The sequence below is a fragment of the Arsenicicoccus cauae genome (assembly GCF_009707125.1).
In the GTDB taxonomy this organism is placed as follows: Bacteria; Actinomycetota; Actinomycetes; order Actinomycetales; family Dermatophilaceae; genus Arsenicicoccus; species Arsenicicoccus cauae.
The window spans coordinates 23,449-36,958 of sequence record NZ_WLVL01000039.1 but is presented as its reverse complement, the minus strand read 5'-3'; the positions used below and the strand labels follow the sequence as shown (position 1 = coordinate 36,958).

The following is a 13,510-nucleotide window of genomic DNA, read 5'->3' as shown; positions in this document are numbered from 1 at the left end:
CGGTCAGCGGCTCGGGGCGAGCCGCAGCTCCCCGTCCTCGAACCACGCCGGCATCACCGCGATGACGGCCTCGGGCGGCAGGGCGCCATACAGGCGCGGGTAGGTCTGGTCCCCGACCTGCTCGAGCCTGAGATGGCTGCGGCCGAGCAGGGCGGGCTCGATGACCAGCACCACCAGCGGGCCGGGGACGTCCTGGTAGAACCGCCGTGCCGTCCGCGGGAGCTGCTCCGGCGAGGAGCAGTGGACGAAGCCCTCCTGCTCGAGCGTCCGGCCGTGGGTGGAGGTGGTGTAGGCGCCGGCGGCGAGACCCTCCTCCCAGGCCGCGAGCGTGGTGAGGTGTCCGACGATGTCGGCGCTCTGGGGCTTGCCGGCGTTGCGGCGAGGGCGGCGGGTCATGCGTCCACCTCATCACACAGCGGGTCTTGCCCGACGAGCGGCAAGGGGGGGAGCGTCGGTGGAGCGGTGGCGGTGGAGCATCCGATGCAGCCGGCTGCTCGACCCCAAGCTGCGCGACGTCGCCGTGGACGTGGAGGACACCGGCGGGCTGCCCGAGGGTGGCTGGCAGCCGGAGCGGCCGCGGGGCGACAAGCCGACACCGGCCAGGGTGAGCCACTAAGGTCTGTGGATGCCTTCCGCGACCCTGCTGATCGACCTCGACGGCCCGTTGACCAAGCTCTTTCCGGACCCCGCTCACCTGGTGCTCGCCGAGGAGATCGCGGGCGTCCTGGCCACGCGCACGGGCTGCCGGCTCGAGGCGGCGGTCGACCACGTGCAGGTGCTCCGCTCGGTGCGCGAGCTGGCGCCGGAGCTGCTGCCCGAGCTGGAGCGTCGGGCTACCGCGGCCGAGGTCCGCGCTGCCCGGCAGGCCCTCCCGGCCCCCGGCGCGGTCGCCTTCCTGCACGGGGCCCACGACGAGGGGTATGCCGTCGCCGTCGTCTCCAACAACGCCGACGAGGCGGTCCGGGCCGCCCTCCAGCAGTGCGGCGTCCTGTCTCTCGTCGACCACGTGGCGGCCCGCCACGGTGCCGACGTGGATCGGCTCAAGCCGGAGCCTGCGCTGCTCCTGGACGCGATGGCGGTCCTCGGGTCGGCAACGGACCGCACCGCGTTCTACGGCGATAGTGTGAGCGACATGGTTGCGGCGTCCAGGGCGGGTGTGCGAGGCATCGGGGTGAGCAGCGACCCACGGCGACGTGCGGAGCTGGTGGCGGCCGGGGCGGTGGCTGTCGTGCCCCACCTCGGGGATCCCGGCGAGCACCTGCCGGTGCCGGCCCGGACGGAGGCGGCATGGTGACCGCGTCGCCGACGCCAGGCACCGGCGAGGTCGTCGAGCGCGTGGTGGAGACGGTCTTGCCCACGCGGCACGGCACCTTCCGCATGGTCGGCTACCTCGGGTATGACGGCACCGAGCACGTCGCGCTGAGCGTCGGGGTGCACGACGACGCCGTCCCGGACGTCCCGCCCCTGGTGCGGCTGCACTCGGAGTGCCTCACCGGCGACGGGCTCGGCTCGTGGCGCTGCGACTGCGGGGTGCAGCTCGACGCCGCGCTCGCGCGCATCGCCGGCGAGGGTCTCGGGGTCCTGGTCTACGTCCGCGGCCACGAGGGCCGGGGGATCGGGCTGCTCGAGAAGCTCAAGGCCTATCGGCTGCAGGACGCCGGGGTCGACACGGTCGATGCCAACCTGGCGCTCGGGCACCCCAGCGACGCCCGTGACTATGGCCAGGCGGCTGCGATCCTGGCTGACCTCGGCCTGCCGCGGATCCGGCTCATGAGCTCCAACCCCGGCAAGGAGGAGGCGCTCGCCGCGCTCGGCATCCAGGTGGTCGAGCGGACCGGCATGTTCGTCCCCGAGCCCCCGGACAGCGTCTTCTACCTGCACACCAAGCGGGCCCGGATGCGGCACGACGCCCCTCCCGAGGCGTCGGTGTGGCAGGAGCTGCTCGACGGGCGCGTGCCGGTCTCCGCATCGTCCAGCGAGGACCTTCAGCTGGTGGAGCGCTACGGCCCGCTCGTCGCGCAGCCGACGGCGGTGGTCGCGCAGATGGCGCAGAGCCTGGACGGCTTCATCGCCACCCGGTCCGGCGACGGCGCGGGCCTGTCCGGCGCCGCGGACCACGAGCACCTGCACCGGCTGCGGGCTCTGGTCGACGCCGTGGTCGTCGGCGCCGGCACCGTCGTGGCCGACGACCCGCAGCTGACCGTGCGAGAGGTAAGCGGCCCCCACCCGACGCGGGTCGTCCTCGACCCCCATGCCCGGGTGCCGCACGACGCCACCGTCCTCGTGGAGGCCACCTCGCCGACGCTGTGGCTCGTGGGTCCGGACGCGCAGGTGCCCGGGGTCGCCGACCACGTGACCGTGCTGCGGCTGCCGACGACGGACTTCGCGCCGGCCGAGGTGGTGGCGACCTTGCGGGCGCGTGGCCTCGGGCGGGTACTCGTCGAGGGGGGCGGGCGCACCGTGTCACGGTTCGCCGACGCGGGGGAGCTCGACCGGCTCTACGTCACCACGGTGCCCGTCCTGCTCGGCGACGGTGTGCCAGGGCTGCGGGTGCAACCAGCGTCCCAGATCGGCGACGCCCCTCGTCACCCCTCGCGCAGGTTCGTGCTGGGCGACGACGTCTGCACGGAGCTGGTCATGCGCTGACCGCACGCTGCGGCGATGGTGCGGGCGGTGTCGTCCCACCGCGGCAGCCGCCCTCGGGCGACCTCGGCGGCGGCGCGCCATCGTGCGCGGGTCGTGCTGTCCTGCACGAAGGTACGCAGCGCTATGGTCAGCTCCTGCGGGTCGTCCGTGGCCACGGCAGCCCCCGGCAGGTCCTGCGGGTCCGACAAGGCCGCGGCCAGGGCCTCCTCGGCGCCGGTGCCCCGCCCGACCAGCGCCGGCAGCCCGCGCGCCAGCCCCTCGGTGACGGTCAGGCCGTAGGTCTCGGTGGTCGCGACGCTGACCACGAGGTGAGCCTCGGCGAGGAGCGCGGCGACCCCGGCGGCGTCGGTGCCGGGGTGGACCTGCGCCCGTGAACCCAGCGGCCGGAGGGACTCGGCGAGCCGATCGGCATACGGCTGATCGAGCACCGGACCCACGAACCGCACGCACAGCCCCAGGTCCCCGGAGGCGAGCAGCGCCTCGGCCGTCAGCAGCTGGTTCTTGAGCGGCCCGATCGCCCCGACCTGCACGATGACCGGCACCCGGTGCGGCTCGGAGAGCGGAGCCGGGGCCACGCCCGGCACGGCCACGACCGCCCCCGCCACCCCGTAGCGACGCTCCAGGTCCGCGGCCGCCCACCGGCTCGGCACGACGACCCCCTGGCTCGTGCGCAGCGCCGCGGCCTCGAGCCCGGCCAGCCGCTCGCGGTCGTCGTCGGTCAGGCCCGAGTCCGCGGGTCGCGGCAGGTGAACGAGCAGCACCACCGCGTGCCCGTCCTCGGCCGCCTCGGCCAGGACGTCCGGGTGCTCGGAGCCGACGAGCCCGTCCACGAGCGTCACGGGGTGCCGGCGCAGCGCCACCGCGAGCGTGTCGGGCGGGGTCGGGTGCGGCACGGCGATCGGGTGCACAGGGGGTCCCTCGGGCGGCCAGGCCCGCACCACCTGGTCGTCATAGGTCGAGCCCCCGGAGGGTCGCCCGAGGTCCGGTATGACGAACCCGACCGAGGTCACGCCGACAGGTCGATGCGGTAGCTCGCCCAGGCGTCGGCGTGCTCGCGCAGCAGCACCTGCACGGCGTGCAGGCCGGTCAGGTCCATCGTGGCGGTGAGCCGCTCGGCGATGTGCTGCGCCATGCGTTCGGTGGTCGTCAGGATGCCGGCGAGCTCCTCGACGTCGTCGAGGTTGCGGTAGTCGAGCGGCGCGAGGATCGCCCGCAGCTGCTCGGTGGCGGCCCCGATGTCGACGACCACGTTGTGCTCGTCCAGCTCGCGCCGCTCGAAGGTCGCCTCGACGACGTAGGTGACGCCGTGGAGCTGCTGGGCAGGCCCGAAGAAGGGGTCGGGGAGGCTGTGGGCGCACATGAACCTGCTGCCGACGGTGACGCTGAACACGGTTACTCCTGCTGGTCGGGGGACGGGTCGGGATAGGTGACGAGCTGGCACACGGCGTCGCGCCGGCCGTCGGCGAGCTCGACCATGGTGGCCGGCAGGTCGGCGAGGTCGACGGCGGGGGAGAGGAGCTCGTCGAACGCGTCGTCGGCGAGCGCGGCTAGGGCGACGGCGAGCCGGTCGGCGTAGCCGCGGCGGGCGCTGCGGGCGGGGCTGACCCGGGACACCTGGCTCGCCCGCACCGACAGCCGCTTGGCGTGGAAGGCCCCGCCGAGGGGGACCTCGGGGGTGCGGGTGCCGTACCACGACATCTCGACCACCTCGCCCTCGACGCCGAGCAGGTCGAGGCAGGTGGTGAGGCCGGCGGAGGTCGCTGACGTGTGAAAGGTGAGGTCGCAGTCGACCACTGCCTGGTCCGGCTCCACGGCCGTCAGGCCGAGCGTGCGGACCTGCTCGCGGCGCGACGCGGACGTCTCCACGACCTCGAGGTGCTGCAACGGATGGCGGCGCAACAGCAGGGCCACGGCGAGCCCGACCATGCCGGCCCCCACCACGGCGACGCGGTCCCCGATGCGCGGGGCGGCGTCCCACAGGGCGTTGACGGCGGTCTCGACCGTGCCGGCGAGCACGGCGCGGTGCGTGGGCACGTCGTCGGGGACGGGCACGACGGCGGCGGCGGGGACGACATACCGGTCCTGGTGGGGATAGAGGCAGAACACCCTCCGGCCCTGCAGCTCCGCGGGGCCGGCCTCGACGACCCCCACGTTGAGGTAGCCGTACTTGACCGGGCCCGGTAGGTCCCCCACCTGGTAAGGCGCCCGCATCAGCGGCGCGATCTCGGGCGGCACCTGGTGCCGGTGCACGAGCAGCTCCGTGCCGCGGCTGACCCCCGAGGCGAGGGTGCGCACGAGGACCTCGTCGTTGCCGAGCGGGGGGAGCAGCTCGGTGCGCAGCTCGCCCGTGCCGGGCCCGGTGGTCCAGTAGGCGAGGGCCGAGCCGGGGCGGTCGGTCGAGTCGATGACGAGCCTCCTCGGGTGGGGGGTGCGGGGTAGGCCCCGTGGGGCTCGAACCCACGACCCGCGGATTAAAAGTCCGCTGCTCTGACCAGCTGAGCTAGAGGCCCGTGCACCGCCACCCGGCGGAGGTGGTGGTCGGCGCGAGGGGCCAGTCTAGCGCTGGCGAGCGGATCGTCGTGCCCGTCAGCGGCGGGCCTGCTGGGTCTGGCCGCGGACGATCTCCTCGGCGACCAGCGAGAGCTTCATGTTGAGGTCCTGGCTGGTCTTGCGCAGCACCTGGAAGGCCTCGTCGTCGTCGACCTTGCGCGCCGCCATGATCAGGCCGACCGCCTTGCCGATGGCGCGGGAGTTGTCGAGGGCACGGGTCAGGTTGGCGGCCTCGCCGCGGGCGCGCACCGTCATGATCGCGACGGAGGCGAGGGAGGCCATGATGGCGGCCTGGTCGACGGAGCGCTGGGTCAGTGCCCCGGGCTGGTCGGCGAACAGGTCCAGGGCTCCCACCTTGGTCCCGTCGATGAGCAGCCGGCAGCCGATCATGCCGCGCACGGGGGTGTCGGCCAGGACCCGCGCGGCGAGCCCGGGCCAGGCGGTGGGGGTGGTGAGGTCGGGGTCGAACTGCACGGCCTCGTCGACGATGGCGTCGAGGCAGGGCCCGTCGCCGATGCTCAGCTCCAGCTCGTCGATGCCTCGCGCGACGGCATCGGTGGCGGCGGCGCTGGTGAGGCGCTCGCGGTCGCGCAGCAGGATCGCCGCGCGGTCGCACCCGTCGACGAGCTCGACGGTGGCGTGGACGATGGCGTCGTAGACCGCCTGGGTGGTGGCCCCGGAGTAGACGATCTCGTTGAGCCGCGCGAAGACCTGGGAGGCCTCAGGTGGCAGCGGGTTCATGCACTTGCTCCTCGTTCGATCCTCCGCGCCATGCTACTCGCGGCGCCCGCTGATCCGCGCCGTCTCAAGGGGTAGGCCTCCCCGCGGCCGGGTAGGTGGGTGTCGTGTGGGGCGAACCGGCCTACGAAGCAGCACCGGTCGGCGCTCACGCGGTTCAGCCACGAGCCGCGGCCCCACACCTCCCCTCCCCCCCCCGCAACCCACCGAGGACGACGATGACGACGAGCACCAGCGCCCCTGACCTGTCCGCCATCCCCAAGCAGAAGCAGGCATGGCCCGGCTCCGAGGTCGACCTGCAGCCGTCCCCCGACCACGGCGAGTCGTCGTGGGTGGGGCGGGACCGCCTGACCGGCAAGCGGATCCTCATCACCGGCGGAGACTCGGGGATCGGCCGCGCCACGGCGGTCGTCGCCGCCAAGGAGGGCGCGAGCGTCGTGGTCACGCATCTGCCGCAGGAGGCCGAGGACGCCAGGGCGACGCAGGCCGCGGTGCAGGAGGCCGGCGGCACCTGCGAGCTGATCGAGGCGGACCTGCGGACGTATGACGAGAACCAGCGCGTGGCGCGGGCCGCCGTCTCGGCCCTGGGCGGGCTGGACGTGCTGATCGCCAACGCCGCCTACCAGATGACCCACGAGCGCATCGAGGACTTCCCGCCGGAGCAGATCGAGCGGACCTTCGCGACCAACGTGTTCGGGCCGTTCTGGCTGGTGCAGGAGCTGGCGGAGGAGCTGCGCGGCGGCTCGATCATCATCACCACGAGCGTCCAGGCCTACAGCCCGTCGGACAACCTGCTCGACTACGCCGGCACCAAGGCCGCGCTCAACAACATGGTCGTCAACCTGGCCGGTCAGCTGGGCGAGCGCGACATCCGGGTCAACGCCGTCGCGCCGGGCCCGATCTGGACCCCGCTGATCCCGGCGACCATGCCGGAGGAGAAGGTCGAGGGCTTCGGCTCCGACACGCCGCTCGGCCGGGCCGGGCACCCGGTGGAGGTCGCCGCAGCCTATGTCTTCCTGGCTTCCGACGAGGCGAGCTATGTCTCCGGGACGGTGCTCGGGGTGACGGGCGGCAAGCCCGTCTTCTGATCCGCCCCCTGCTCCCCGTCCTCCCCGCCGGAGGCGGACGCGCTCACGGCCGGTGGCCGAGCTCCCGCTCGGCGCCGGCAGTGGCGTCCCGCAGCCGGTCCAGGACCTCGGCGACCAGGTCCAGCTGCTCGGGGGAGTAGTCCTCCAGCACCTGGCTGAAGCCCTCGGTCATGGGCTCGAACAGGTGGCTGCTGTCCTCGAAGGTCTGGTCGGTGGGGACGAGCAGCACCCGCCGTCCGTCGTCACCCGCGCGGGTGCGCTGCACGTGCCCGGCGCGCTCCATGCGGTGCAGCATGGCGCTGACCGCGGCGGGGGAAAGGCCCAACGCGCGCCCGAGGTCGCCGGCACCCATGGGCTCGCCCCGCTCGGCTGCGCGCCGCACCACGGCGACCGCGTGCAGGTCCGAGGCGTGGTGGCCGGTCCGGCGGGACACGGCCGCGACGTAGGAGTTGACCTGCAGGCCCAGCCGCCGGACGGCGTCCCCGACCTCGCGCACGAGGTGGCTCCCCGGCTGCGGATCCGGTGCGGGCTGGCGTCGGTTGACCATGGCAAATTTCGATGGTGGAATAACCCAGCCGTCGAAAGAACCTTTCGTGACGAGGGCGTGGTCTGCAGGGGCAGGCGGCCCGATCCTACTTCCCAGGAGGTCGGACCGTATGCCGGATCCGCAGACCGATGTCATCGTCGTCGGGGCCGGGCTGGCCGGGCTGGCGGCGGCGTGCCACCTGCGAGGACGCGGTCACCAGGTGACCCTGGTCGAGCGTGACGCCGGTCCGGGAGGACGCGCGGGGCGGTCCCGCCGCGCCGGCTACACCTTCGACACCGGGCCGACGGTGATGACCATGCCGGACCTGCTCGACGATGCGCTGCGGGCGGTCGGCACCAGCGTGGCCGACAGCGTACCGATGCGGGTCCTCGACCCGGCCTACCGCGCGACCTTCCACGACGGCAGCACGATCCACGTCCGCCACGGCCAGGAGGCGATGCGCGACGAGATCCGCCGGACGTGCGGGAGCGTGGACGCCGCCGCCTACGACGGCTTCGTGGCGTGGCTGCGCGAGCTCTACGCGGTGGAGATGCCGCACTTCATCGACCGCAACTTCGACTCCGTGGCGGACATGCTGTCCGAGCCGCGCGCCGTGGCGCGGCTGCTGCGGCTCGGGCCGCTGCGGCGGCTCGGGCCGCTGATCCGCGACCGCTTCCAGGACCCGCGGCTGCACCGCCTGTTCACCTTCCAGGCCATGTATGCCGGGCTGCCGCCCGAGTCGGCGCTCGCCATCTACGCCGTCATCACCTACATGGACACCGTCGAGGGGGTCCACTTCCCCGAGGGGGGCATGGGCGCCATACCGGTCGCCATGGCGGCCGCCGCCGAGCGCGCCGGCGTGCAGGTGAGGTACGACGCGGAGGTGACCCGGGTGCTGCGCACCCCCACCGGCGCGGTCAGCGGCGTGGAGCTCGCCGACGGCGAGCGCCTCCACGCGCCCGTCGTCGTCTGCACGCTGGACCTGCCGGTGGCCTACGAGCGGCTGCTGCCCGACCTGCGACCGCCGCGCGCGGTGCGGCACGGCACCTACTCGCCCTCGGCGGTGGTGTGGCACGTCGGGACGCGCTCGCCGGTGCCGGAGCACGTCGCTCATCACAACATCCACTTCGGCGAGCAGTGGAACGCCGCCTTCGACGCCCTGCTGCGCCGCAAGCAGCTCATGCCCGACCCCTCGCGCCTGGTGACCGTCCCGTCCGTCACCGAGCCGTCGCTGGCCGCGCCGGGCGGCTCCACCCTCTACGTCCTCGAGCCCGTGCCCAACCTCGACGGCGGCCAGGACTGGGATCAAATGGCCGGGCCGATGCGCGAGGGCCTGCACGGCTTCCTCGAGACGCACGGCTACCCGACCGACGTGGTCGCGGAGGAGCTGTGGACCCCGGCGGACTGGCAGCGGATCGGCCACGCCCACGGCACCCCCTTCGCGCTCGCGCACACCGTCGCCCAGACCGGCCCGCTGCGTCCGTCCAACCTCGAGAAGCGTGTCCCGGGGCTGGTCTTCGCCGGGTCGAGCACGATCCCCGGCGTCGGTGTGCCGATGGTCCTGGTCAGCGGCAAGCTCGCGGCCGACCGCGTGGACGCCCTGGCCGCGGCGGGCAGCAGGGCCCGATGAGCGGGCCCGGCCCGCTGGAGCGCGAGGGCTACCGGCGCTGCGCCGCGATCACCCGCCGCCACGGCACCACCTACTACTGGGGCGTCGCGCTGCTGCCTGCCGAGCGCCGCCGGCACGTCCACGCCGTCTACGCCCTGTGCCGGGCCGCCGACGACATCGTCGACGAGCCGGGGGCGACCACGCCCTCGCAGGTCCGGGACACCGAGCGGCGGCTCGCAGCCTTCCGGCATACGGTCCTGCAGGCGGTCGACGGTGCCCCGGTGGACGACCCCGTGCTCGCCGCCGTCGTCCGCACGCTGCGCAGCTGCGCGCTCGACCAGGCCGTCCTCGACCGCTTCTTCGGCGCCATGGCGGCCGACCTGACGACGACGCGCTACGAGACCTGGGAGGACCTGCTCGGCTACATGGACGGGTCCGCGGCGGTGATCGGGGAGATGATGCTGCCCGTGCTGCGACCCACGACCCCCGACGCCCTCGGGCCGGCCCGCGCGCTCGGGCTGGCCTTCCAGCTGACCAACTTCATCCGTGACGTGGCCGAGGACCTGGACCGGGGCCGCGTCTACCTCCCGCAGGCCGACCTACGGGCCCACGGCGCCGACCCGGCGCTGCGGCGCGTGACCCCGCAGTGGCGCACCTTCCTCGCCGAGCAGATCGAGCGCAACCGCGCGTTGTATGCCGAGGCCGACCGGGGCATCCCCCTGCTCCCCGGCGCCTCGGCGCGCTGCGTGGCGACGGCCCGGCTGCTCTACTCCCAGATCCTGGACCGCATCGAGGCCGCCGACCACGACGTCTTCAGCTCCCGGATCCGGGTGCCCACCCCGGTGAAGGCGGCGACCGCGGCCCGGGCCCTGGTGCGGCTGCCCGCCCCGGCCGCGGTGTCGGCGTGACGGGGTTCGCCTACCTCGCCGCGCTGCTGCTGTCGCTCGGCGGGGTCGCGGCCATCGACCGACGCTGGCGCCTCTTCGTGTGGGACCGGCCGCGGGTGGCGCTCGTGGTGCTGGCGGTCGGGCTCGGCTACTTCGTCGTGTGGGACCTCGCCGGCATCGCGCTCGGGCTCTTCCACCGCGGGGACACGCCCTGGATGACCGGTCTGCAGGTGGCGCCGGAGCTCCCCGTCGAGGAGCTGTTCTTCCTCGTGCTGCTGTGCTGGTCGACGATGTGCCTGTGGTGCGGCGGGCGTCGGTGGGCCCGGCACCAAGGGGAGGCGCGATGACCTTCACCCTGGTCAACGCGGTGATGCTGGGTGCCGCGGCGCTCGGGGCGTGGCTGGCGCTGCGGGGCGTCCCGGCGGGTCGCCGCGGTCCGTGGCTGCGGCCGATGCTGCTGACGCTCGCCGGGCTGGCCGCGCTGACGGTCGTCTTCGACAACCTCATGATCGCCGCCGACCTGTTCGACTATGGCGACCAGCACCGCAGCGGGGTCCAGCTCGGGCTCGCGCCCATCGAGGACCTCGCCTACCCGCTGGGCGCCGCCATACTGCTCCCTGCGCTGTGGGTCCGGCTGCGAGACAAGGGGACTCGTCGATGACCACGCTGGGCCGGCTCGTCGCGTCGTCCCGGCCGCTGAGCTGGGTCAACACCGCCTACCCCTTCGGCGCGGCCTACCTGCTGACCGCCGGGCGGCTCGACCTGCGCGCGGTCGTCGGGATCGTCTTCTTCCTCGTGCCCTACAACCTGCTCATGTATGGCGTGAACGACGTCTTCGACTACGAGTCCGACCTGCGCAACCCCCGCAAGGGCGGCGTGGAGGGCATCGTGCTGGACCGGTCGCTGCACCGGGTCACGCTGTGGGCCGCGGTGCTGCTGCCGGTGCCGTTCGTGCTGTGGCTGCTGGCGCACGGGTCGCTCGCTGCCGGGGTCGTGCTCGCGGTGTCGGTGGCCGCGGTCGTGGCCTACTCGGCGCCGGGGCTGCGCTTCAAGGAGCGGGCGTTCGTCGACTCGGCGACGTCGAGCACGCACTTCGTGTCGCCCGCGGTCTACGGCGTGGTGCTCGCGGGGGTGGCGCTGCCCTGGCAGGGATGGGTCGCGCTGCTCGCGTACTTCCTGTGGGGGATGGCGAGCCACGCCTTCGGGGCCGTGCAGGACGTGACCGCCGACCGTGCCGCGGGGATCGGGTCGGTCGCCACCGTCATCGGGGCGCGCGCGACCGTGCGGCTCAGCTGCGGACTGTATGCCGCCGCCGGGCTGCTGCTCGCCACGACCGGCACGTGGGGCCTGCTCGCCGGGCTGCTCGTGCTGCCCTACCTGTGGATGGCCTGGCCCTATCGGTCGCTGAGCGACGCGCAGGCGCCGCGCGCCAACGGCGGGTGGCGCAGGTTCTTGTGGATCAACTATGCCGTGGGCTTCCTGCTGACGCAGCTGCTGATCGCCCGCTGGCTGCTGGGCTGACCCGCGTCGCGACCGGGGCGGCCACCAGCGCCCCGGCGCCGTCGGCGACGAGGTCGGACAGGGAGTCGGCATACGTGACGTGGATCGCGGGGTCCAGCCAGAGGTGCCCGGCCAGCTCGCCGAGCTCCCAGACGACGCCGAGCGCCAGCACCGACAGGGTGGTCGTGGCCACGCGGCGGCGGCGCTCACCAGCCGCGGGCGAGGCACCTCGGGTCGGCGCCTGCGGCAGGAGACGCAGCACCAGCAGGGCCAGCGCGGCCCCCGAGCCTGCGTGCGCGACGAGGTCCAGCCACCGGACGCGGTCATAGCTGCCGTCGGCGGCCCACCACGCCGAGAGCGCGAGCACGACCTGGCAGGCGAGGTCGTGCCGACGCGGCAGGTCGAGGAACCGCGCCGCCATAGCCCCGCCGAGGGCCAGGAACATCGCCGCGGCTGCGGGGGCGCCGTAGACCACCCACACCAGCGGCACCAGGGCCGCGACGAGCAGGCGCGCCACGTCGGGCCAGCGCCACCGCCCCTGCCGGACCAGCCAGTCGTGGCGCGTCACGGATGCCGAGCGGCCGGCGGCAGCGTCGTGAGGTCGCCGGTGGGCCACTGGCGCGGGTCGTCGGGCAGGTCGGCGAGCTCGGCTACCTGGTCGGCGCACCACGGGGAGACGGTGAGCGAGCCGCCCAGGACGCCGTCGCGCAGCTCGGGCCAGGGCACCCACCAGGCATCGTCGACCTCGGTCGGGTCGGGGGACAGGGCCGGGCCGTCCTGCTCCGCGACGTGCACCGGGCACAGCTCGTGCTCGACGATCCCGGCCATCTGCGCGCGGTAGGCGAAACCCGGCAGGACGACCCGGACCCGGTCGACGGCCAGGCCGAGCTCGTCGGCCGCCCGCCGCACGACGGCGTGGGCCAGATCCTCACCGGGCGCGGGGTGGCCGCACACCGAGTTGGTCACGACCCCGGGAAAGGTCGCCTTGTCCCGGGCCCGTCGGGTGACCAGCACCCGGCCGCGGTCGTCGACGACGTAGCAGGAGAAGGCCAGGTGCAGCGGGGTGCTCTCGTGGTGGACGGCGCGCTTGGGGGCGGTGCCGATGGCGTGGCCGGCCGGGTCCAGCAGGACCACCTGCTCGGCAGCGGCCGCGTCGGGCAGGGGCACCGGCGTCGGCAGGCCGGGGCCGATCGGGACACGGAGCCGGTCCACCCAGCGCAGGCCGGGTGACCCCCCGCTCGCCCAGCCGCGGCGCAGGGTGCGCATCGCCATCCGGACGCGCCGCGCGGCCTGGCCTGGGGAGTGGAACATCCGGCCCGCGACCCCGACCCGCAACCGGGGGTCGAGGGCGACGCGAGCCCGCGGACCGAGCGCCAGGCTCAGGTCGAGATCGTCGTGCAGCCCCGGGTCGTCGCGCGTCACGAGATGCCGCACGCGCTCCCAGGCACTGCGCCGCAGCGCCATGTTGGACCCCCACAGCGGTATGCCGGCCAGGGCCGCCCCCGTCGCGGCGAAGGTCCCGGCGAGGTAGGCCGCGGTGGCCAGGGGCGCGAGGCGCGGGGGCAGGTCGTAGAACGACCCCGGCCCCGTCAGGCCCTCCAGGCGTTCGTCGTCCGCGAACCGGCGGGCGATCCGGGCGACCCAGTCGCGCGGCAGGCGCGAGTCGGCGTCGCAACGGGCGATGACGTCGCCCGTCGCGCTGTCGTAGCCCCGGGCCGCTGCCGCGGGCACCCCCACCACGGGTTCGGCGACCACGCGGGCGCCATACGACCGGGCGAGGGCGGCGGAGCCGTCGGAGCTGGCGTTGTCGACGACGATCACCTCCCACGGGGCGACGCTCTGCCGGGCGAGGTCCGACAGGCAGCGGCGCAGGAGCTCGGCGTCGTCACGGACGGGCACGACCACGGACACGCGGGGCTGCGAGATGGCGTCGCGCGATCGTTCCATGGACGAAAGGTATCCCGAT

General features: G+C 74.2%; 17 protein-coding genes and 1 tRNA gene. 9 read left to right on the top strand and 9 right to left on the bottom strand.

Going from position 1 to position 13,510, the window contains the following annotated elements; genetic code table 11:
• Nucleotides 1-3: 3 nt before the first annotated feature.
• Nucleotides 4-396, bottom strand: a complete 393-nt coding sequence (locus GGG17_RS10565) for a DUF952 domain-containing protein (protein ID WP_154593696.1) — start codon at nt 394-396, stop codon at nt 4-6.
• Between the two features lie 58 nt (nt 397-454).
• Between GGG17_RS10565 and GGG17_RS10560 the strand changes: the two genes are divergently transcribed.
• From GGG17_RS10560 to ribA, 3 genes are read left to right on the top strand one after another with little or no spacing between them, the layout of a single operon-like run.
• Nucleotides 455-616 carry a hypothetical protein gene (locus GGG17_RS10560; protein WP_154593695.1) on the top strand — a complete coding sequence of 54 codons (162 nt, stop codon included), beginning with the start codon at nt 455-457 and terminating at the stop codon, nt 614-616.
• A 9-nt stretch (nt 617-625) separates the two neighbouring features.
• On the top strand, nt 626-1,294 hold the full coding sequence (locus tag GGG17_RS10555; protein ID WP_154593694.1) for an HAD family hydrolase: 669 nt from the start codon (nt 626-628) through the stop codon (nt 1,292-1,294).
• Entirely contained in the window at nt 1,291-2,646 is a 1,356-nt protein-coding gene (gene ribA, locus GGG17_RS10550; RefSeq protein ID WP_311966601.1) for a GTP cyclohydrolase II, read from the top strand. The genes GGG17_RS10555 and ribA overlap by 4 nt, the downstream gene beginning before the upstream one ends.
• Here the strand turns inward: ribA and GGG17_RS17195 are convergent.
• From GGG17_RS17195 to GGG17_RS10525, 5 genes are all read right to left on the bottom strand, one after another.
• Nucleotides 2,586-3,656 carry a glycosyltransferase family 4 protein gene (locus tag GGG17_RS17195; RefSeq protein WP_195849207.1) on the bottom strand — a complete coding sequence of 357 codons (1,071 nt, stop codon included), beginning with the start codon at nt 3,654-3,656 and terminating at the stop codon, nt 2,586-2,588. The two genes, ribA and GGG17_RS17195, sit on opposite strands and share 61 nt — an antisense overlap.
• Complete coding sequence (locus GGG17_RS10540) at nt 3,653-4,036, bottom strand: 6-pyruvoyl trahydropterin synthase family protein (protein WP_154593692.1); 384 nt, start codon at nt 4,034-4,036, stop codon at nt 3,653-3,655. Before GGG17_RS10540 ends, GGG17_RS17195 begins: the two co-directional genes overlap by 4 nt.
• Nucleotides 4,037-4,038: 2 nt before the next feature.
• Nucleotides 4,039-4,941: a zinc-dependent alcohol dehydrogenase gene (locus GGG17_RS10535; RefSeq protein WP_288797951.1), complete on the bottom strand. Its 903-nt coding sequence runs from the start codon at nt 4,939-4,941 to the stop codon at nt 4,039-4,041.
• A 141-nt stretch (nt 4,942-5,082) separates the two neighbouring features.
• A tRNA-Lys gene (locus tag GGG17_RS10530) sits at nt 5,083-5,156 on the bottom strand.
• A 76-nt stretch (nt 5,157-5,232) separates the two neighbouring features.
• Complete coding sequence (locus GGG17_RS10525; protein ID WP_154593690.1) at nt 5,233-5,937, bottom strand: GAF and ANTAR domain-containing protein; 705 nt, start codon at nt 5,935-5,937, stop codon at nt 5,233-5,235.
• Nucleotides 5,938-6,152: 215 nt separating this feature from the next.
• Here GGG17_RS10525 and GGG17_RS10520 point away from each other — a divergent pair, with 215 nt between their 5' ends.
• Nucleotides 6,153-7,022: an SDR family oxidoreductase gene (locus GGG17_RS10520; RefSeq protein WP_154593689.1), complete on the top strand. Its 870-nt coding sequence runs from the start codon at nt 6,153-6,155 to the stop codon at nt 7,020-7,022.
• A 43-nt stretch (nt 7,023-7,065) separates the two neighbouring features.
• Here the strand turns inward: GGG17_RS10520 and GGG17_RS10515 are convergent, their stop codons facing one another.
• Nucleotides 7,066-7,569 (bottom strand): MarR family winged helix-turn-helix transcriptional regulator, encoded by a 504-nt coding sequence (locus tag GGG17_RS10515; RefSeq protein WP_195849206.1) that lies wholly within the window; start codon nt 7,567-7,569, stop codon nt 7,066-7,068.
• A gap of 109 nt (nt 7,570-7,678) precedes the next feature.
• Between GGG17_RS10515 and GGG17_RS10510 the strand changes: the two genes are divergently transcribed.
• Genes GGG17_RS10510 through GGG17_RS10490 form a run of 5 tightly spaced genes read left to right on the top strand, consistent with a single transcriptional unit; the run spans nt 7,679 to nt 11,565 of the window.
• Nucleotides 7,679-9,178, top strand: a complete 1,500-nt coding sequence (locus GGG17_RS10510; RefSeq protein WP_154593687.1) for a phytoene desaturase family protein — start codon at nt 7,679-7,681, stop codon at nt 9,176-9,178.
• Entirely contained in the window at nt 9,175-10,065 is an 891-nt protein-coding gene (locus tag GGG17_RS10505; RefSeq protein ID WP_154593686.1) for a phytoene/squalene synthase family protein, read from the top strand. Before GGG17_RS10510 ends, GGG17_RS10505 begins: the two co-directional genes overlap by 4 nt.
• A complete protein-coding gene (locus tag GGG17_RS10500) occupies nt 10,062-10,391 on the top strand; it encodes a lycopene cyclase domain-containing protein (protein WP_311966600.1) in 330 nt (109 codons plus the stop codon). Before GGG17_RS10505 ends, GGG17_RS10500 begins: the two co-directional genes overlap by 4 nt.
• The gene (locus GGG17_RS10495) at nt 10,388-10,705 is read left to right on the top strand and encodes a lycopene cyclase domain-containing protein (protein ID WP_154593685.1); all 318 of its coding nucleotides are present in this window, start codon (nt 10,388-10,390) and stop codon (nt 10,703-10,705) included. The genes GGG17_RS10500 and GGG17_RS10495 overlap by 4 nt, the downstream gene beginning before the upstream one ends.
• A complete protein-coding gene (locus GGG17_RS10490) occupies nt 10,702-11,565 on the top strand; it encodes a prenyltransferase (protein ID WP_154593684.1) in 864 nt (287 codons plus the stop codon). Before GGG17_RS10495 ends, GGG17_RS10490 begins: the two co-directional genes overlap by 4 nt.
• Here GGG17_RS10490 and GGG17_RS10485 read toward each other — a convergent pair.
• A complete protein-coding gene (locus GGG17_RS10485) occupies nt 11,504-12,112 on the bottom strand; it encodes a DUF2238 domain-containing protein (RefSeq protein WP_154593683.1) in 609 nt (202 codons plus the stop codon). The genes GGG17_RS10490 and GGG17_RS10485 overlap by 62 nt on opposite strands.
• Nucleotides 12,109-13,491 (bottom strand): isopentenyl-diphosphate Delta-isomerase, encoded by a 1,383-nt coding sequence (gene idi, locus GGG17_RS16525; protein WP_230082900.1) that lies wholly within the window; start codon nt 13,489-13,491, stop codon nt 12,109-12,111. Before idi ends, GGG17_RS10485 begins: the two co-directional genes overlap by 4 nt.
• Between the last annotated feature and the right edge of the window lie 19 nt (nt 13,492-13,510).

What these genes read in the sequence shown, in the direction of transcription:
- GGG17_RS10565 (WP_154593696.1), bottom strand. Translation starts at nt 396, where the DNA reads ATGACCCGCCGCCCTCGCCGCAACGCCGGCAAGCCCCAGAGCGCCGAC.
- GGG17_RS10555 (WP_154593694.1), top strand. Translation starts at nt 626, where the DNA reads ATGCCTTCCGCGACCCTGCTGATCGACCTCGACGGCCCGTTGACCAAG.
- GGG17_RS10525 (WP_154593690.1), bottom strand. Translation starts at nt 5,937, where the DNA reads ATGAACCCGCTGCCACCTGAGGCCTCCCAGGTCTTCGCGCGGCTCAAC.
- GGG17_RS10520 (WP_154593689.1), top strand. Translation starts at nt 6,153, where the DNA reads ATGACGACGAGCACCAGCGCCCCTGACCTGTCCGCCATCCCCAAGCAG.
- GGG17_RS10515 (WP_195849206.1), bottom strand. Translation starts at nt 7,569, where the DNA reads ATGGTCAACCGACGCCAGCCCGCACCGGATCCGCAGCCGGGGAGCCAC.
- GGG17_RS10510 (WP_154593687.1), top strand. Translation starts at nt 7,679, where the DNA reads ATGCCGGATCCGCAGACCGATGTCATCGTCGTCGGGGCCGGGCTGGCC.
- GGG17_RS10505 (WP_154593686.1), top strand. Translation starts at nt 9,175, where the DNA reads ATGAGCGGGCCCGGCCCGCTGGAGCGCGAGGGCTACCGGCGCTGCGCC.
- GGG17_RS10495 (WP_154593685.1), top strand. Translation starts at nt 10,388, where the DNA reads ATGACCTTCACCCTGGTCAACGCGGTGATGCTGGGTGCCGCGGCGCTC.
- GGG17_RS10490 (WP_154593684.1), top strand. Translation starts at nt 10,702, where the DNA reads ATGACCACGCTGGGCCGGCTCGTCGCGTCGTCCCGGCCGCTGAGCTGG.
- idi (WP_230082900.1), bottom strand. Translation starts at nt 13,491, where the DNA reads ATGGAACGATCGCGCGACGCCATCTCGCAGCCCCGCGTGTCCGTGGTC.